The organism is Streptomyces barkulensis (assembly GCF_002843305.1).
In the GTDB taxonomy this organism is placed as follows: Bacteria; Actinomycetota; Actinomycetes; order Streptomycetales; family Streptomycetaceae; genus Streptomyces; species Streptomyces barkulensis.
In genome coordinates this window covers 12,191-29,953 of sequence record NZ_PGSG01000094.1, presented here as the reverse complement: position 1 = coordinate 29,953, position 17,763 = coordinate 12,191, and the positions used below count along the sequence as shown (strand labels likewise).

The 17,763-nt window shown below is 76.5% G+C and carries 14 protein-coding genes; 13 read left to right on the top strand and 1 reads right to left on the bottom strand.

Going from position 1 to position 17,763, the window contains the following annotated elements; translation table 11 throughout:
• Both ectB and CUT83_RS20110 read left to right on the top strand, forming a co-directional pair.
• A partial coding sequence (ectB, locus tag CUT83_RS20115) for a diaminobutyrate--2-oxoglutarate transaminase (protein ID WP_101257255.1) occupies window positions 1–1,104 on the top strand: 1,104 nt, incomplete at its 5' end.
• Window positions 1,105–1,349: 245 nt separating this feature from the next.
• Window positions 1,350–3,476, top strand: a complete 2,127-nt coding sequence (locus CUT83_RS20110) for a SpoIIE family protein phosphatase (RefSeq protein ID WP_240958232.1) — start codon at window positions 1,350–1,352, stop codon at window positions 3,474–3,476.
• An 80-nt stretch (window positions 3,477–3,556) separates the two neighbouring features.
• Here the strand turns inward: CUT83_RS20110 and CUT83_RS20105 are convergent, their stop codons facing one another.
• The gene (locus CUT83_RS20105; RefSeq protein ID WP_101257253.1) at window positions 3,557–4,765 is read right to left on the bottom strand and encodes an SMP-30/gluconolactonase/LRE family protein; all 1,209 of its coding nucleotides are present in this window, start codon (window positions 4,763–4,765) and stop codon (window positions 3,557–3,559) included.
• 90 nt (window positions 4,766–4,855) lie between these two features.
• Here CUT83_RS20105 and CUT83_RS20100 point away from each other — a divergent pair, with 90 nt between their 5' ends.
• The 11 genes from CUT83_RS20100 (at window position 4,856) to CUT83_RS20055 (ending at window position 17,584) form a co-directional block, all read left to right on the top strand.
• Complete coding sequence (locus tag CUT83_RS20100) at window positions 4,856–5,833, top strand: ABC transporter substrate-binding protein (protein ID WP_173915115.1); 978 nt, start codon at window positions 4,856–4,858, stop codon at window positions 5,831–5,833.
• 134 nt (window positions 5,834–5,967) lie between these two features.
• Window positions 5,968–6,963 carry a FecCD family ABC transporter permease gene (locus tag CUT83_RS20095; protein WP_173915116.1) on the top strand — a complete coding sequence of 332 codons (996 nt, stop codon included), beginning with the start codon at window positions 5,968–5,970 and terminating at the stop codon, window positions 6,961–6,963.
• A gap of 20 nt (window positions 6,964–6,983) precedes the next feature.
• Window positions 6,984–7,967 carry a FecCD family ABC transporter permease gene (locus CUT83_RS20090; RefSeq protein WP_101257261.1) on the top strand — a complete coding sequence of 328 codons (984 nt, stop codon included), beginning with the start codon at window positions 6,984–6,986 and terminating at the stop codon, window positions 7,965–7,967.
• A gap of 91 nt (window positions 7,968–8,058) precedes the next feature.
• The gene (locus tag CUT83_RS20085) at window positions 8,059–8,868 is read left to right on the top strand and encodes an ABC transporter ATP-binding protein (protein WP_101257259.1); all 810 of its coding nucleotides are present in this window, start codon (window positions 8,059–8,061) and stop codon (window positions 8,866–8,868) included.
• Between the two features lie 56 nt (window positions 8,869–8,924).
• The gene (amiA, locus tag CUT83_RS31055; protein ID WP_240958231.1) at window positions 8,925–9,038 is read left to right on the top strand and encodes a streptamidine family RiPP; all 114 of its coding nucleotides are present in this window, start codon (window positions 8,925–8,927) and stop codon (window positions 9,036–9,038) included.
• 137 nt (window positions 9,039–9,175) lie between these two features.
• Entirely contained in the window at window positions 9,176–10,063 is an 888-nt protein-coding gene (locus tag CUT83_RS20080; RefSeq protein ID WP_101257251.1) for a hypothetical protein, read from the top strand.
• Entirely contained in the window at window positions 10,060–11,556 is a 1,497-nt protein-coding gene (locus tag CUT83_RS20075; protein ID WP_101257250.1) for a CocE/NonD family hydrolase, read from the top strand. Before CUT83_RS20080 ends, CUT83_RS20075 begins: the two co-directional genes overlap by 4 nt.
• Window positions 11,553–12,932 (top strand): YcaO-like family protein, encoded by a 1,380-nt coding sequence (locus tag CUT83_RS20070; protein WP_101257249.1) that lies wholly within the window; start codon window positions 11,553–11,555, stop codon window positions 12,930–12,932. The genes CUT83_RS20075 and CUT83_RS20070 overlap by 4 nt, the downstream gene beginning before the upstream one ends.
• A 10-nt stretch (window positions 12,933–12,942) precedes the next feature.
• Window positions 12,943–14,073: a nitroreductase family protein gene (locus CUT83_RS20065; RefSeq protein ID WP_101257248.1), complete on the top strand. Its 1,131-nt coding sequence runs from the start codon at window positions 12,943–12,945 to the stop codon at window positions 14,071–14,073.
• Window positions 14,070–15,809: an ABC transporter ATP-binding protein/permease gene (locus CUT83_RS20060; protein ID WP_101257247.1), complete on the top strand. Its 1,740-nt coding sequence runs from the start codon at window positions 14,070–14,072 to the stop codon at window positions 15,807–15,809. The genes CUT83_RS20065 and CUT83_RS20060 overlap by 4 nt, the downstream gene beginning before the upstream one ends.
• A complete protein-coding gene (locus CUT83_RS20055) occupies window positions 15,806–17,584 on the top strand; it encodes an ABC transporter ATP-binding protein (protein WP_101257246.1) in 1,779 nt (592 codons plus the stop codon). The genes CUT83_RS20060 and CUT83_RS20055 overlap by 4 nt, the downstream gene beginning before the upstream one ends.
• Window positions 17,585–17,763: the final 179 nt, after the last annotated feature.

Sequence of the window (17,763 nt, the reverse complement as noted above, 5' to 3'; positions counted from 1 at the left end):
AACTACGGCCACAACAACCCGGTGCTCAAACGCGCCCTGCTGGACTACCTCGAGCGCGACGGCGTCACCCACGGCCTGGACATGTCCACCACGGCCAAGCGCGCCTTCCTGGAGACCTTCCGGGACGTGGTCCTGCGGCCGCGCGGCCTGGACCACAAGGTGATGTTCCCCGGCCCGACCGGCACCAACGCCGTCGAGGCGGCCCTGAAGCTGGCCCGCAAGGTCAAGGGCCGGGAGTCGATCGTCTCCTTCACCAACGCCTTCCACGGCATGTCGCTGGGATCCCTGGCCGTCACCGGCAACGCCTTCAAGCGCGCCGGCGCCGGCGTCCCCCTGGTCCACGGCACCCCGATGCCCTTCGACCGCTACCTCGACGGCAAGGTCGAGGACTTCCTGTGGTTCGAGCGGCTGCTGGAGGACTCCGGCTCGGGTCTGAACCGGCCGGCCGCCGTGATCGTCGAGACGGTCCAGGGCGAGGGCGGCATCAACGTCGCCCGGGCCGAGTGGCTGCGCGCCCTGGCCGACCTGTGCAAGCGGCAGGACATGCTGCTGATCGTCGACGACATCCAGATGGGCTGCGGCCGCACCGGTGCCTTCTTCTCCTTCGAGGAGGCGGGCATCACCCCCGACATCATCACCGTCTCCAAGTCCATCAGCGGCTACGGGATGCCGATGGCGCTGACCCTGTTCCGGCCCGAGCTGGACGTGTGGGAGCCCGGCGAGCACAACGGCACCTTCCGCGGCAACAACCCCGCCTTCGTCACCGCCACCGCGGCTCTGGACGCCTACTGGGCCGACAGCGGAACGGAGAAGCAGACGCTCGCCCGCGGCGAGCAGGTCGAGGCCGCCCTGGACGAGATCGCCCGCGAGCACCGCCGCAGCGGGGCCGGACACCGGGGCCGCGGCCTGGCCCGGGGGCTGACCTTCGCCGACGCCGGGCGCGCTGCCCGGGTGTGCGCCCGCGCCTTCGAGCTGGGGCTGCTGGTGGAGACCTCCGGCCCCGAGAGCGAGGTCGTCAAGCTGCTCCCGCCGCTCACCGCGACCCCGGACGAGCTGGACGAGGGCCTGCGCATCCTGGCACGCGCCGTCGACGAGACCGCCTGACCGCACGCGGTGCGCCGTACGCCGGACCCCTCGGGCGGGGCGGCAGCGCGCCACTGCTTCAAAAGCGCCATAATCTTCTTGTATGGGATATCTCTGGCATGCCTGCCGTGGAGTGCCGCAACCGGGACGGACGGGGGCGGCGCACCGTCGCCCCGCACCGCGCGGCGCCGCGGGCGGGGCGACCGGGGCGGCCGGAGCCACACCCGGCGGCCGGGCCCCCGAGCGGGGCCGGAGGGGAGCGCACGGTGGCCGGGCCCGATGACACGACGGCCGCGCAGGACCGGCTGGAGACGGAGTTCCTGGAGGTGGTGCGCGGCACCGGCGCGTCCGCCGCCGGCCTGTACCTGCTGACCCCGGACGGGGACACGCTGCGGCTGGCGATGATGTGCGGGGCGCCGCCCGGCTTCGTCGAACCGTGGAAGAGCGTCGGGCTGGCCGCACCGGTCCCGGCGGCCGACGCGGTGCGCGAGAACCGCCTGGTGTGGGTGGGCGGCCAGGAGGACATGGCCCGGGCCTATCCGCGCGCGGCGCTGACCGCGCCCTACCACTTCGCCCTGGCCGCCGCCCCCGTCGCCGCGGACCGCTCCTGGGGAGCGCTGCTGCTGCTGTGGCCCGGCACCCACCCGCCGCGGATCTCCGGACGGCGGCGCGACAACATCGTCTTCGGCTGCCGGAGGCTGGCACGGCTGCTGGAAGAGGAGGAGGACGCGGGCCGGCAGGCCCCGAACCCGGCCCGGCCCCGGCTGCTGAGCACCCGCACGGTGCGCACCGGCAGGTCGCAGTCGACGCTGGCCGCCGAGGACTTCGCCGAGCGCCTGCCCGGCGGAAGCTGCGCGCTGGATCTGGAGGGCCGCATCACCTTCGTCAGCTCCGGCGGCGCCGAGCTGCTGGGCCGCGGTGCCGCCGAACTGCTGGGCACCCGCCCCTGGCACACGCTGCCCTGGCTGGACGACCCGGTCTACGAGGACCGCTACCGTGCCGCTGTCGTCAGCCGCGAACCCGTCTCCTTCGCCGCCCGCCGCCCGCCCGGCCGGTGGCTCGACTTCCGGCTCTACCCGGACGCCAGCGGCATCAGCGTACGCATCGAACCCGCGGGCACCGGCCCCCGCCCCGCGCCCCCCCAGGACGAGCGGGCCGAGGGGAGCCCTCCGGCCAGGGCCGGACAGCTCTACCAGCTGATGCACCTGGCCGCGGCACTGACCGAGACCGTGGGGGTGCGGGACGTGGTCGACCTCATCGCCGACCAGATCATGCCCGCCTTCGACGCCCAGGGAGTGGTCCTGTCCGTTCTGGAGGACGGCCGGCTGCGCATCATCGGCCACCGCGGCTACGCCACGGCGGCCATCGAGCGGCTCGAGGGCGTGTCGCTGGACACCGCCCTCACCCCGGCCGGGCGGGTGCTCGCCGAGGCCGCACCGCTGTTCTACTCCTCCCCGGAGGAGATGGAGCGCGAGTACCCCGGCCTGCCGCGGACGACGGGGAAGCAGGCGTGGGCGTATCTGCCGCTGAGTATCTCGGGGCGGCCCGTGGGCTGCTGCACCCTGTCCTACGACCGGCCGCACGCGTTCACCGCCGAGGAACGCGCGGTGCTCACCTCCCTGGCCGGGCTCATCGCCCAGGCGCTGGACCGGGCGCGCCTGTACGACACCAAGCACCGGATCGCCCACGGTCTCCAGCAGGCGCTGCTGCCCCACACCCTGCCCGCCGTTCCCGGGCTGCGGGTGGCGGCCCGCTACCTGCCGGCCACCCGGGGCATGGAGATCGGCGGCGACTTCTACGACCTCATCCGGCTCAGCGACAGCACCGCGGCCGCCGTCATCGGCGACGTCCAGGGACACAACGTCGCGGCCGCGGCGCTCATGGGCCAGGTCCGCACCGCCATCCACGCCCACGCCACCGCCGGAGTCCCCCCGGACCAGGTGCTCGCGCGCACCAACCGGCTCCTGACCGATCTCGACCCCGGACTGTTCACCAGCTGCCTCTACGTCCACCTCGATCTGGCGCGGCGGTGCGCGAGCATCGCCAGCGCCGGACATCCTTCCCCGCTGCTGCGCCTGCCCGGCGGCCGTACCCGCCCTCTGGACGTCCCGCCCGGCCTGCTGCTGGGCGTCGAGCCGGACGCCGACTACCGGGTCTTCGACACCCCCCTGCCGGCCGGCGCGGTCCTAGCCCTCTACACCGACGGCCTTGTCGAGACCCCGGGCAGCGATCCCGACGAGGCCACCGCCGGTCTCGCCCGCCATCTGGCCGAAGCCCCCGACGGGGACCTGGAGCGCCTCGTCGACGCCGTCGTCCGGAGGGCCCGCCCCACCCGGCAGCGCACCGACGACATCGCCCTGCTCCTGCTGCGGACGGTGTTCGGCGAGGACTGAGCGGGGGAGCGGGGCCCGGGCGGCCGGGCGGCCGGGCCGCGACGGGAGCGGAGACGGCGGTCCCGCCCCCTCCGCCGGGGTCAGCGGCCCACGGGGTCGCCCTCGGCGCCGTCGCCCCGTGCGCGCAGCGTCATATGGCCGCCGTGGTGCAGCGGGGTGTCCAGTCGCGGGCGGGCCGCCTCGCGGCCCGTCTCCGCGTCGACGATGTGCACCTCGCCGTGGCCGCCGCGGGTGACGGCGATCCAGCCGGAGCCCGGCGAGGCGGCCACCGCCCTGCGCTGGACCCCCTCCCAGGGGGTGCCGCCGCGGCGCGGGGCGCCGTCCATGGCGGCCAGGGGGAGGCGGCGGACGGTGCCGTCCGGGCGGTCCGCGTCCAGCAGGACCAGCTCGTCGCCGTCGGGGTGGATGCGGGCGAAGGCCGCGTGGCGCCGGGAGAGGGCCAGGCGGAAGACCAGGCCGGGGCCGAGATCGGTGAGATGTGTGCGGCCCGTCCCCAGGTCGTGGCGCCATGCCCGGTTGGTCCACTCCGGCCACCCCGCCGGGTCGGGTGCCCCGCCGCGCAGCGTGCTCCACAGCGCCTGCCGGCGGGTGTCCAGGCGCAGATACCAGCCCCGGCCGGGCGACCCCCACGGGATCACCGGCTCGGCCGTGAGCGCGCCGCCCGCCCTCCGGGCCCGGTGCACCCCCTCGCCCGTGGCCGCGAACACCCGCCCCGGGCCGGGCGCGTACGCGTCCCCGTGCCCGTCGTCCGGCAGCGGCAGGAGTGTGTGGGGCGTGGCCGGCGGACAGCCGGGCGGCGCCGCGAGGAGGTCCGCGAACCGGTGGACGGCCAGCGCACCGGGTTCCCGGTGCCGCAGGACGACCAGCGGATCGCCGCCGCCCGGCACCGTCACTCCCGGTTCGCCGGCGCGGGTGCGGACCCTGGAGGTCTCCTCGGTGGCGAGGTCGACGACCGTCAGCAGGTCCGACCACGGCTCGCTGTTCTTCCCCGTCCCGGTGGTCACGGCCAGTCGGCGGCCGGACGGGTCGCAGGCGAGGTGCTCGGCCGGTACGGCGACCGGGACGGCCAGTTCCACGAGTTCGCCGCCGAAGGGGTCGAGCACCAGCAGCTCCCCCCGGCGGTCGTCGACACAGGCCACCCGGCCTCCCGGGAGCGCCAGGAACCCGGCGTGCTCGGAGATGTGCCGGCCGGTCAGGCGGTGCGTGACGGTGCCGTCCGGCACGGTCAGCGTGTACAGGGCGCCGTCCACGTGGTCGGAGACGAGCAGCGTGAGGTCGGTGGCGGGCATGGGGGTCCTCCAGTGAGCCGGTGTAATGAAAACGATTATCATGTATCTTCGGCGTGTTCCGGCTTTCCCGAGAAGAAGAAGAGGGCGTCAATGCTGCGTTCACCGTCGAGATCCGCCCGCGGTTGGATCACCGCAGCGGTGCTGGGTTCCGTCCTGGCCGGCTGCGGATCGCCGCCGGAGGAGACCGCTGACGGCAGGGCCGAGCCCAGGGCGAGGACCGAGGTCACCGTCGAACCCATCGAGGCCGCAACGGAGTTGACCGACACCAACGGCACCAGGATCTCCCTGGACGGTGAACCGCGGCGGATCGTCTGCCTGTTCGCCCTCTGCGACGACATCCTGACCGAACTGGGCATCGTCCCCGCGGCCACCAACAGCGCGCTGCTGGCCCACCCCGGCTTCCTGGGGAAGGAGAGGGCGAAGGAGGTCGACGTCATACCCGGCGGCTTCATAGCCCCGGAGGTGGAGGCGATCCTCTCCCACAAGCCCGACCTCGTGATCGGCCTGGGGGACACCCACGGCAAGCTCGCCCCCGCGCTGAAGGGCGCCACCACCTTCTGGGCCATGCAGCCCGAGACCTGGCAGGACAGCGTCGGCTATCTGCGCGACGTCGCCGCGCTCACCGGCCGCACCGACCAGGGAGAGAAGGCCGAGAAGGCCTTCCGCACCAAGCTCGCCGAGGCCGAGAAGACCCCGAGCGACAAGACCGCGCTCGTCATCTACGGCAGCGACGAGAACTTCGGCGTCGCCACCCCGGAGACCGACGTGGCCGCCAGCCTGTTCCCCAAGATCGCCGAATACCCGTGGAAGTCCCGTGGTGTGGAGGGAAGTTACAGTCTCGAGGAGATCCTCGCCGAGGGCGTCGACGTGCTGTTCGTCGAGACGATGAGCTTCGGCGACGCGGACGGCAGGCTCTCGGAGAAGCTGGCGGACAACCCTCTGTGGGGGAAGATCCCGGCGGTGCGCGACGGCGACGTCCACGAGGTCGACCCGGAGGTGTGGGCCAAGGGCCGCGGCACCCGCTCGCTGGGCATCGTCCTCGACGAGGCCACGGCCGCGCTGCGGTGAGGGCGCCCGTCCCCGCGCCCACCGCGGCGGAGGAAACCGGGGTGGAGGACACCGGGGCGGGAGACGCGGCGGCGAAGGACCGGCGCGCCCCGTACCGGGCACGGTGGCGACAACCGGTCCTGGTGGCCGTACTGCTGGCCGTCTCGTCGGTCTGCGCGCTGAGCCTGGGCACCCCCCACGTCCCGCCGCACCGGCTCGCCGGCGCGGTGCTGGAGGGCGAGGCCACGCTCGCCGGGATCGTCGTCACCGAACTGCGCGTACCCCGCCTGGTGCTGGCGCTCCTCGCCGGCGCCTGCCTGGGGGCGGCGGGGCTCGTGCTCCAGGAGGCGCTGCGCAACCCCCTGGCGGTGCCGGAGATGCTGGGCGTCTCCTCCGGGGCCGCGCTGGGGGTGGCCGCGCCCCTGGTGCTGGCGCTGTCCCTGCCCGCCGCCGTCCAGCCCCTGCCGGCCATCGGCGGCGCCGCGCTCGGCGGCGGGCTCACACTGCTCGCGGCCGGGCTGGGCCGCAGCCCGTCCGCCGTGCTGCTGACCGGCGCGGCGGTCGCGGCCGCGCTGCAGGCCGCGCTGCTGGTCCTGATGGTCATGGCCGACCAGCTCGACCTCCAGCTCGTCTACCGCTACCTGCTCGGCTCCCTGTCCGCCCGGACCTGGGACGACGTGGCGGGCCTGTGGCCGTGGCTGCTCGTGGTCGCCCCCGCCCTCGTGCTGTGCGCACCGGTGCTGTCGGTGATGCGGCTGGGCGACGAGGACGCCGAGGCGCTGGGCGTGCGCGCCCACCGGGCGCGGCTGGCCGCGCTGGCCGTGGCCGTGGTGCTGATCGCCCCCGTGACGGCCGTGTGCGGGCCCGTGGCCTGGGTGGGCTTCCTGGCGCCGCACCTGGCCCGGTGGTTCACCCCCGGGGCCGGGGCGGTGCGCCGGCTGCCCTGGTCCGCCGCGTGGGGCGCCGTCGTCGTCGCCGTCGCCGATGTGCCGGCCCGGCTGGCGCTGGCGCCCGTGGAGACGCCGGTCGGCGCCTGGACCGCCCTGCTGGGCGTGCCGGCCGGGATCGTCCTGACGCGGTCGGGCGGTCGCGGGCGCGGCCGTTCCCGGCGCGGGAGGGCCGGAGCGGCCGGAGCGGAGGGGGCGCGGTGAGCCGGCGTTTCGCGGTGCTCATGGCGCTGGCCGCGGTGTGCGCCGCACTGGAACTGGTGGCCGGGCGCGGCATGTCCCCGGCCACGGCATGGGACGTACTCGGCGGCGGCGGTGACGCGACCGAACGCCACATCCTGCTGCGACTGCGTCTGCCCAGGCTGCTGGTGGCCCTCGGCGCGGGCGCGAGCCTGGCCGTGGCGGGGCTGGTCCTGCAGTCCGCGCTGCGCAACCCCCTGGCCGGGCCCGAGGTGACGGGCGTGACGCCGGGAGCGGTGCTCGGAGCCGTCACCGCGACGGCCCTGGGGCTGGCCGGGTGGGACTCCCCGCTGGCCGTCGTCCTCGCCGCGTGCACGGGCGGATGCGCCGGAGCGGCGCTGCTGTGGCTGCTGGCCGGCCGCGGCCGCGGCGATCCCGCGGCCACCGCCGTGCACGGGGTGCTGGTCTCCGCGGTGCTCGGCGGGCTCACCGCCATGGTGCTGCTGGTGGAGCCGGGCGAGCTCGGCAGCGTCGTGCAGTGGCTGGTGGGCACCACGGAGGGCCGGGTGTGGCAGCACTGGCACCTGCTGTGGCCGTGGGCGCTGCTGTGGGGGGCGGCCGCCTGGCTGCTGGCCGGACCACTGACCCTGCTGCGCTGCGGGGACGAGACCGCCCTGGCCGCCGGCCTCCCCGCCCGGCGGGCCCGGACCCTGGCCCTGCTGTGCGCGGTGGCCCTGACCGCGGGCGCGGTGGCCGCCGTCGGGGCGCTGGGCTTCGTGGGACTGCTCGTACCGCATCTGGCCGTGGCCCTCTTCGGCGCCGACCTGCGGGTGGGCCTTCCCGGCGCCGCCGTGGTGGGCGCGGTCGTGGTGTGCGGTGCGGACGCGGTGGCGCAGCTCTCCTCGCGGCTGCTGGCGGCGGCGCTGGAGACCGGAGGGCTCACGCTGCCGGTCGGGGCCCTCACCGCCTGCCTGGGCGCCGTGCTGCTGCTGGCCGTCGTGCGCCGCACGCCGGACCGTACGTTCTGAAGTCGAGGGAGAAAGCCCGTTGACCGACACCGGACCAGACACCGACACCGGACCAGACACCGGCACCGGACCAGACACCGGCACCGAATCCGTGGGGATCCGTATCGAGGGGGTCCGCTTCGGGTATCCGGAGCGGCCCGTGCTGCGGGGGGTCGACATGACCGTCCGGCCGGGCGAGCTGACCGCCCTCGTCGGGCTCAACGGCTGCGGCAAGTCGACCCTGCTGCGGCTGGCCGCCGGGCTGCTGCGGCCGGACGAGGGGCGCGTGCTGCTGGGCGGGGACGACCTGGCCCGGCTGTCCCGGCGCGCCACGGCCCGGAGAGTGGCGCTGCTGCATCAGTCCGCGCCCGCGGTGCCGGGGATGACGGTGCGTCATCTGGTGCGCCAGGGGCGGTACGCGGCCCGCGGCCCGCTGGGCATGCTGCGCGAGGGCGACGACCCCGTCGTGCGTCGGGCGCTGCGGGACGTGGGCGTGGAGCGGTGGGCCGACCGCGATGTGGACGCCCTGTCGGGGGGCGAGCGGCAGCGGGTGCGGCTGGCGATGGCGCTCGCCCAGGACACCCGCGTCCTGCTGCTGGACGAGCCGACCACCTATCTGGATCTGCACCACCAGCTCGACGTGCTGCGGACGGTGGTCCGGCTGCGCGAGGAGCGCGGGCTCACCGTGGTGATGGTGCTGCACGACCTGGCCCACGCGGCCCGTTTCGCCGAGCGGATCGTCGCGCTGCGGGACGGCCGGGTGGCGGCCGACGGGGCGCCGAAGGACGTGGTCACGCCGGGGCTGCTGGCGGATGTGCTGAGGGTGGCCGGCCGGGTCGGCCGGGACCCCGAGGGGGGCTGGCCGGTGTGTTACCCAGATCACCCTCTCCCAGCTATGGAATATGAAAATCATATTCACTAGGGTGTGAGTGCGGCGCTCGTTCGAACGCCGTATCCCTTTGCGAACAAGGAGAGTTCATGGACAACGAGCAGGTCTTCACGCCGATCGCCGACCCGGGCCAGCTGGCCCACGACTCGGCCTCCCACTCCAACGCCCTCGTCGAGAACCCCTTCGAGGACACCGAGGAGTAAGCGGGGGCCCAGCCGCTCTCGAACGTGGGTCCGCCCGGCGCCATCCGGGCGGGCCCACGCCCGTCCCGGGCTCCGTCGCCCGCCCCGCCGCCCAGTCCACCGCCGGCTCCCGCCGACCCGCTCACAGGAGTACAGCCGTGTCCCGCAGTCAGCTCGCACCCGGTGTCGAGGTCGTCGCCGTACCCGGGCGGGGCCTCGCCGTCCGCACCGCCGAGGGGGAGTTCCTCGGCGTCCGGACACGGGGCGCCGACGAGGAAGCCCTGTTCCGTCTCCTGTCCGGCGCCGCCAAAGAACCGGCGGACGCCGAACAGCGCCGTGTCATCGGGGCGTTCGAGGACGCCGGCTATCTGACGGACGGCCCGCCGAGCCCGGAGTGGCCCGCCGCCCGCCGAAGCGTCCGCCTGCTGGGCGACCCGGTGCTCACCGAGCCGCTCGCCGCGCAGCTGACCGCTCTGGGCGCCCGGCCGCGCACCGTCCGGGCCACCGCTCCCGGCGCGTCGCCGGGCGGTCTCGAAGACCTGCTCCACGACGACCCCGCCGCCGTCGTGTGGTGCCTGGACGGGCCTGTGCCCGACGGGCTGTGGGACGCCGCGGACCGACTGCCCGCGCACGGCGTCGCCTGGCTGCGCTGCCACCGCGAGGGACGGCAGGCGTACGTCGAGCCGCTCGCCGCCGCTCCCGCGGACGTCACCTCGGCCCATGTCAGGGCCCGCCGGCTGGCGGCCACCCCCGCCCACCGGGAACTGGCCGCCTACTGGAGCGGACCCCGCGCCTGCGGCGCCCCGGCCGGACTCACCGCTCCCGCGGCCGGCCTGCTCGCGGCACTGCTCGCCGACGACCTGCTGCGGTGGGCCGCCGAACTCCCCGAGGAGACCGGCCTGCCGGCGCGGCGGCGGCTCAGGCGCGTGGACCTGCGCACCCTCACGGTCACCGCGCATCCCGTCCTCCCCGTGCCCGCGGTCGCCCCGATGCCGGGGACCGCCCGGGAGCCGATGGCCGCTCCGGCGCCGGGGGAGAACGGATGACGCCCTCCGGCGCCACCGTCGGGGGACTGGCCACCGACATCCACCTCCCCGCAGGACGGGGCCCCTTCCCCGCGGTCCTCCTGCGCACCCCCTACGACCGCCTTCGCCACCGGGCCGAGGCGAGAGGCTGGGCCCGCCGCGGATTCGCCGCCGTCGTCCAGGACGTACGCGGCCGGTTCGCCTCGCCGGGGCGCTGGCGGCCGTACGAGAACGAGACCGCCGACGGGGCGGCGGCCGTCCGCTGGATCCGGCGGCAGCCCTGGAGCGACGGCCGGCTGGTGGCGGCCGGCGCCTCCTACGCCGCCCACTGCGCACTCGTCCTCGCCCTCGACGCGCCCGGGGACGCCCGCCCCGACGCCGTCCTCGCCGCCGTACCCGCCCTCGGCGCCGCCGAGACGGCGCGCGAACCCTCCGGTGCGGAGCGGCTGCTGGCCCGCGCCGGATGGTGGGCCGCCCACGGCGACCGGAGCGACTCCGACGAGAGAGCCCTGGGGAAGGCCCTCGCCGCCGACCCCGGCCTGCTCGGCCATCTGCCGCTGACCGGCCTGCCTCGGCGGCTGGGCCGCGACCTGCCCTCCTGGGAGGGACTGTGGCACCACCGCGACCGGGGCCGCCCGGTGTCGCGGGCGGCGCACGCGGCGGTGCCCCTGCTCGCGGTGGGCGGCCTCCACGACCCCTTCGCCGAGGACACCGGCGCACTGTGGCGCGCCTGGGGCGGCCCCTCGGCGCGGCTGCTGACGGGTCCCTGGGGACACGGTCTGACCGCCGCGCCCGGCCCCGGCGCCGGCCCCGCCCACCGGGTGAACCTCGGTGAGCTGTACGCCGGCTGGGCCCACCGCGCCCTCACCGGCGAACTCGCCCCCGGACACCGCGGCGCACTGGCGCTGGGCGGCGCCGACCGGTGGCTGCCCGCCGGCACCGAGGGCGAGCCGCGCGCCCAGCGGCTGCGGCTCCTGCACGGCCGCGCCTTCACCGCCGACCCCGAACGCCCCGTCCGCTCCGACGACCTCACCGTCCCCGCCACCGGAACGCCCGACCGGTGCCTGCTGGCCACCCCACCGCTGCCCCGCCCGCTCGACGCGGTCGGCCCCGCGCGGGTACGGCTGCGGGCCGCGGCCGACACCCCGTCCGCCGACTGGGCCGCCCGGCTCGTCGCCCTCACCCCCGAGGGGAGGGCCGAGCGACTGGCCACCGGCATCGTCCGGCGCGAGGAACCACCCGGCCGGAAAACCGAGTTCACCATCGATCTGGGCCGGATCGCGCGCCGGCTGCGGGCGGGCACCCGGCTGCGCCTGGAGATCGCCGGACACCACTTCCCGGCCCACGCCCGCAACCCGCACACCGGGGAGGACCCGATGACCGCCGATCGGCTGCTCCCCTCCCGCCGGGAGACCGACCCCGGCGGCGTGGCGCTGGTGCTGCACGTACTGCCCTCCCGCCCCACTCCCACCGAACCCGCCGGCACCGAACCCGCCGAGGAGATCCTGCGATGACCGCGCTGCCGCTCCAGACCCTGGTCGATCCCGTCTGCGGCATCGTCCGCAAGGTCAAGCCCGTCGAGCACCCCGCGGGCGCGCCGCCCCGCTACACCGCGTTCACGGCCGAGATATCCGACGCACGCAGACTCGGCCTGTGGCCCGCCGACCGGGTCTCCCTGGGCACCACCTTCGGCGACCCCGAACAGGCCCACCTCGCCGCGGTGGCCGAGGGGGTGGAACGTTACTGCGGCAACCGCGTACCGCCGCCCGGCCACCCGGACGCCCCGCTGCACGCCACGGCCGCCGAACTGGCCGGCAGGGGGCTGCGGCTGTACGGACCGGGAGACCTGCCGGCCTACGCGCCCTGGCAGTACGCCCGGGAGAGGTTCCCCTACCGTCCTCTCACCGACGACACCCCGGCCCTGTGGACGCGCGGCGCCGAGCGCCTGCCCGACGGCACGACCGCCGAGGTCTGGGCGCCCGTCGCGCTCACCCACCTCAACTGGCGCCAGGGGGGCCTGCGCTCGCTGCCCCGCACCCACCACCTCAACTACGCGGGCATCGCCACCGGCCAGGGCCTGGACGACGCGGCCGAACGCGGCCTGCTGGAGATCGTCGAACGCGACGCCCTGGAGCTGTGGTGGCACCTCGACGGGCCGGCGCGCGGCATCGACCCGGCCGGCGTGCCCGGCCTCACCGACGACCTCGCCGGATCCGCGCTCGACCTCCACCTCGTCGAGATGCCCTCGGAGTTCGCCCCCTGCGTGGCCGCGCTCGTCCACGACCCCCGCCTCGGCCTGTACGCGGCCGGATTCGCCTGCAGGTACGACCCGGCCGAGGCCGCCCGCAAGGCCGTGCTGGAGGCCGTGCACACCTGGGTCTTCACCCAGGGCCTGACCGACCCCGGCGGCTGGGTGTTCCAGGCCGTCGAGGCCGGCCTGCTCGCCCGCGGGCTCTACCTGGACCACCGCGCCGACCGCCGCTACCTCGACGTGTGCGGCGAGGAGTTCGAGCACGTACGGGACCTGGGGGCGCACGTACAGGTGTGGCTGGACGAGCGGATGGCTCCCGAGGCCCGGCGCTTCACCGAACCCGCGCTCGGCACCGTGCCCGTGGACGCGGTCGAGCCCGGCAGCCGGGAGAGGCTGGAGCGCGCGCTGCGCGAACGCGGCCACCGCGTCATGACGTTCGACCTCACCACCGAGGACGTGGCCCAGACCCCGCTGCGCGTCGCCCGCGTCCTGGTCTCCGGAATCCTGCCCAACGCCCCGGCCGCCTTCGGCTACTTCGGCTGCCCGCGCCTGGCCGACGCCGCCGTCGGACGGGGCTGGCGCACGACCGCCCCCACCGCGCCGGAGGACTTCACCCTGGCGCCCCCGCCCCACATGTGAGGGTCGGCCCATGGAACACACCTCCGCAGAACACACCTCCGACAACCGCCCGGTGGACCTCGTCGCAGCCCTCGCCCTCGCCCGGTCCCCCGAGCCACCCGGCCCCGCCGCGCCCGCCGGCCCCGCCGCCCGGGCCTGGCCCGGGCCACCGCTGCCCATCCCGGACGCGGCCCCGGGGGAAGTCGACCTGGACGCCGTACTGCGCCTGTCCCTGGCGGCCTCGGACGGCTCCGGGCGCCTGCGGCCCGCTCCCTCCGCCGGCGCGCTGCACCCGGTGGACGCCGAACTGGCCGTGGGCGCCGGCTGCTCCCTGCCGCCCGGCCGCTACGGCTACGACCCGCTGCGCCACCGCGTGCACCGCCTCGGACGGCTCCCGGACGGCACCCCACCGGGCGTGACCGCCGAACTGTCCGTCACCGCACGGCGCACCGTCTCCCACTACGGTCACCGGGCCTGGCCGCTGCTGCTGCTGGACACCGGGCACACCGCCGCGGCGCTGTTCCTCGCCGCCCGCGCGCTGGGTACGGGCGAGCCCGAGGTCCGTATGGACGGACTCGCCGAGAACCCACTGGCCACCGTGCGCATCCCTCCGTCCGGCGGCACACCGCCGCCGCCGGACGCACACACCCCCGCCGAACTGCGGGCCCGCCGCAGTGACCCACAGCCGCTGACGGGCGCCCCGCCCCCCGACGCGCTGCGGGCCGTCCTGGCCGCCGCCTCCCGGGCGGGAGGCGGCGAACTGCGCTGGTGCGCCGCCGTCGGATCACCGGACCCCGGCCTGGTCGAGCCGGCCGCCGACGGCACGGAGGTGCGCCGGTACGCCGCCGGAGAGGCCCGCCCGACACTGGCGGCCTGGGCCGCGGGCCAGGCGTGGATCGCCGGCGCCGGCGCCGTCCTGCTCGCCCACGGCTGCCCCGCGGACGCCGACGCGCCGCACATCCGCCGCACCCATCTGCGGGCCGGATTCGCCGTCCACCTGGCCCAACTGACCGCCTCGCGCCACGGACTGGCCGCCCGGCCCGTCGGCTCCTGGCAGCAGGCGGACCTCGGCGCCGCCCTCGGCGGCGCGCCGGGCCGGGACTGGATCGTCCACGCACTGGCCCTCGGCACCCGCCACGCCGACGAGGAGAACACCACGTGATCGTCCACCCCGAACTGCGCCGTGCCGCGCTGCGCGCGCGGCGCCCCCTGCTGGTGGCCACCCTCCTGCAGGGCGCCGTCACCCTCACCCATCTGGCGCAGGCCGCGCTGCTGGCCGCCGCGCTCGCCGACCTGGCCCGCGGGCAGACCGGCAGGCTCCTGTGGCTGCCGGCCGCCGTACTGGCCGCCGTCGCCGTCCGCGCCGGGCTCGCCGTACGGCAGCGGCGCACCGCCACCCGCGCCGGAGCCCGGGTGAGGGTGGCCCTGCGGGACGAACTCCTGTGCCGCCTCGGCCGGCTGGGGCCCGCGCACCTGACCACGGCCCGCGCCGGGGCGGTGCGCACCACCCTCGTCGACGGGGTGGAGGGCGTCGACGCCTACGTCTCCCGCTATCTGCCCCAGCTCCTGGTCACCTTCACCGTGCCGCCCCTGGTGCTCGCCGTCCTGGCCGCGGTGGAACCGGCGGCGCTCCTCGGCCTCGTCCCCGCCCTGCTGCTCGCCCTGCTCGGGCCGCGCGCCTGGGACCGGACGCTGGCCCGGCGCGGCAGGGAGCACTGGGACACCTACGAAGGGCTGGGCGCCGACTACCTGGAAGCCCTCCAGGGCATGCCCGCCCTGCGCGCCGCCGGCGCGGTCGGCCGCACCCGCGAGCGGCTGGAGGAGCGCTCGGCGGCGCTGCACCGGGCGACGGTCGCCAAACTGCGGGTGTCCCTGGCCGACACCGGCATCACCGACCTGGCCGTCCAGGGCGGCACAGCGGCCGCCGCGCTCCTGGCGTGCTGGTCGGCCGTCACCGGATCCACCGCGGCGACCGGCACCTATCTGGCGCTGCTGCTGGCCTCCGAGTGCTTCCGGCCGGTGCGGGACCTGGCCCGCGAGTGGCATGCCGGATACCTGGGGGCCTCGGCCGCGGACGGGATCGCGGCGCTGCGTACCGCCGAGCCGGCCGTCCGCGACACCGGAACGGCCCCCGCACGCTGGCCGGAGCCCCCCGAACTGCGCTTCGAGAGGGTCGAGTTCACCTACGGCGGTGCGAAGGAACCCGTTCTGCGCGGTGTCTCCTTCACCGCGCCGGCCGGACGGACCACCGCGATCGTCGGCCCCTCCGGCGCCGGCAAGTCCACGCTCCTGGCCCTGCTCCTGCGCCACCACGACCCGCAGACGGGCCGGATCACCCTCGACGGGACCCCCACGACCGCATACGCGCTGGACTCGCTGCGGCAGGGCATCGCCGTGGTCTCCCAGGAGACCTACCTCTTCCACGACACCATCGCCGCCAACCTGCGCCTGGCCCGGCCGGACGCCACGGACGGCGAACTGGCGGACGCGGCGCGCGCCGCCGGCGTCCACGACGAGATCGCCGCCCTCCCCGACGGCTACGCCACCGTCCTCGGCGAGCGCGGCGCCACCCTGTCCGGCGGCCAGCGCCAGCGGCTGGCGCTGGCCCGGGCCCTGCTGGCCGACGCTCCGGTACTGGTCCTCGACGAGGCCACCAGCTCGGTCGACGAACGCCGGGAGACACAGATCGTCCGCGAACTGGTGAACGCCGCGCGCGGCCGGACCGTCCTGGTGGTCGCCCACCGGCTATCGGCCGTCCGGCACGCCGACCGCATCGTCGTCCTCGACCACGGGCGGGTGGACGCCGTCGGCGAGCACGCCGGCCTGGCCGCGGCCGGGGGCGTCTACACGCGGCTGGTCGAGGCCGGCCGCGCCCACCGGGGAGGAGTCGCCGCATGAGCACCGCGACCGGTACCGCCGACGGTGACACCACCACCAGCGCCGACGGCGCGCCCGCGCCCGCGCGGGGATCGCTGCGCGCCCTGCTCCCCGCCCTCGCCGGGCACCGCGCCATGGCGGCGCGCACCTGCGCCGCCGCGCTCGTCGAACAGGGCTCGCTGGTCGCGCTGCTGACCCTGGCCGCACACACCGTGGGGGCGGCCGTCATCGAAGGACGCGCCCCCTCGGCCGTCACCGTCACCGCGCTCGCCGCCCTCGTTCTGGTGCGCGCCCTGGCGACCTGGCGCGAGATGGACCTCTCCCACGACCTGGCCTACCGGGTGCTGGCCGCACTGCGCGTGAGGGTCTTCGACGGGCTCGCCCGCAGCGCCCCCGCCCGCGTCGCGGGCCGGCGCAGCGGCGACCTCGCCGCGACCGCCATGGCGGACGTGGAGGCGCTGGAGTTCTTCTACGCCCACACCACCGCCCAACTCCTGGCGGCGGGAACGGTCCTCACCGGCGGCACGGCGGTCCTCGCCACGGTGGACCCGTGGCTGCCGGCGGCCGTACTGCCGGTCGCGGCGCTGCTGGCCGCCGCGCCCTTCGCCGACGCGCGCCGACGCGCGGCGCGCGGCGGCCGCACCCGGGCGGCCGCCGCGAGACTGTCGGCCGACACCGTGGAGACCGTCGACGGGCTGCGCGAACTGCTCGCCTTCGGGGCCCTGCCCGGACGCCGCCGCCTGCTGGCCGGCAGGGGACGGCAGGTGGGCGAGGCCCAGCGCGCCGAGGCCACCCGGGAGGCCGTGGCCGCGGCGGTCCGCGACCTCCTCATCGTGGCGGCGGTCCTCGGCGTGGTCGCCGCGGCCGCGCAGTCGGTGACCTCGGGCCGGCTGCACGGCGCGTGGGCCCCGGCGGCGATGGCACTGGCCCTGTCGGTCCTGGGCCCCGTCGCGGAGTCGGCCAGGACGCTGAGCCAGGCCGTGGCGCTGCGGGCGGCGGCCGCCCGGGTCGGCGCGGCGGCGGGCGCCCCCGCCCTCGCCCCGCCGCCCGCCTCGCCCCGCCCCCTGCCCCCCGGCCCGCTGGGCGTCCGGCTGCACCGGGTGAGCTTCGACTACGGCGGCGGGCCGGTGCTGGACGGCGTCGAGCTGACCGTCCCTCCCGGGCAGACCCTCGCGCTGGTCGGCGCCTCGGGGGCCGGCAAGTCGACCTGCGCCCATCTGCTGGCCCGGTTCTGGGACCCGTCCCGGGGAGAGGTCCAGCTGATACCCGCCGACGGCGATCCGGTCGACATACGCGAGGTGGACGACGCCGAACTCCGGCGCGCCGTCGCGCTGGTGGGCCAGGAGACCCCCCTCTTCCACGGCACCCTCGCCGAGAACCTGCGGCTGGCCGCACCCGGGGCGGACGACGGCCTTCTCGACAAGACGGCCCGGCTGTGCGGCGTGGACCGCATCGCACCGATGGACACGCCGGTCGGCGAACGGGGCGCCACCCTGTCGGGCGGCCAGCGGGCCCGCATCGCCCTGGCCCGCGCGCTCCTGATCCGGCCCAGGGTCCTGGTGCTCGACGAGTCCACCGCCCATCTGGACAACGCCGGCGAGGCCCGGCTCGCCGCCGCGCTGGAGGAGGAGGGCCGCACCACCATCGTCATCGCGCACCGTCGCGCCACCATCCGCCGCGCCGACCGCATCGCCGTCCTCGAAGACGGACGCATCGCCGAGGAGGGCACCTGGGAGGAACTCACCGCACGCACCGGCAGCGCACTCAACCGCAGCCTCGCCGCCACCGCGCCCTGAGGACTCCGCGAGTCCCGCGACGTGCCGCCCCCACCGGGCCCCGGTGGGGGCGGCACGTCGTTTCCGGGCACTCCGGCACCGGCATGGGCTGCCCGGTGGCTGTCCGAGGCGGCGTCGGTCCGGCCCCTTCAGCCGGGGGAGCCGCCGGGGACGGTGACGGCGGTGGTGCGGGGCGGCGG

Excerpts from the sequence above, each read along its gene's own strand:
- CUT83_RS20070 (WP_101257249.1), top strand. The coding sequence starts at position 11,553 with ATGACCGCGCTGCCGCTCCAGACCCTGGTCGATCCCGTCTGCGGCATC.
- CUT83_RS20055 (WP_101257246.1), top strand. The coding sequence starts at position 15,806 with ATGAGCACCGCGACCGGTACCGCCGACGGTGACACCACCACCAGCGCC.
- amiA (WP_240958231.1), top strand. The coding sequence starts at position 8,925 with ATGGACAACGAGCAGGTCTTCACGCCGATCGCCGACCCGGGCCAGCTG.
- CUT83_RS20090 (WP_101257261.1), top strand. The coding sequence starts at position 6,984 with ATGGCGCTGGCCGCGGTGTGCGCCGCACTGGAACTGGTGGCCGGGCGC.
- CUT83_RS20075 (WP_101257250.1), top strand. The coding sequence starts at position 10,060 with ATGACGCCCTCCGGCGCCACCGTCGGGGGACTGGCCACCGACATCCAC.
- CUT83_RS20065 (WP_101257248.1), top strand. The coding sequence starts at position 12,943 with ATGGAACACACCTCCGCAGAACACACCTCCGACAACCGCCCGGTGGAC.
- CUT83_RS20100 (WP_173915115.1), top strand. The coding sequence starts at position 4,856 with ATGCTGCGTTCACCGTCGAGATCCGCCCGCGGTTGGATCACCGCAGCG.
- CUT83_RS20105 (WP_101257253.1), bottom strand. The coding sequence starts at position 4,765 with ATGCCCGCCACCGACCTCACGCTGCTCGTCTCCGACCACGTGGACGGC.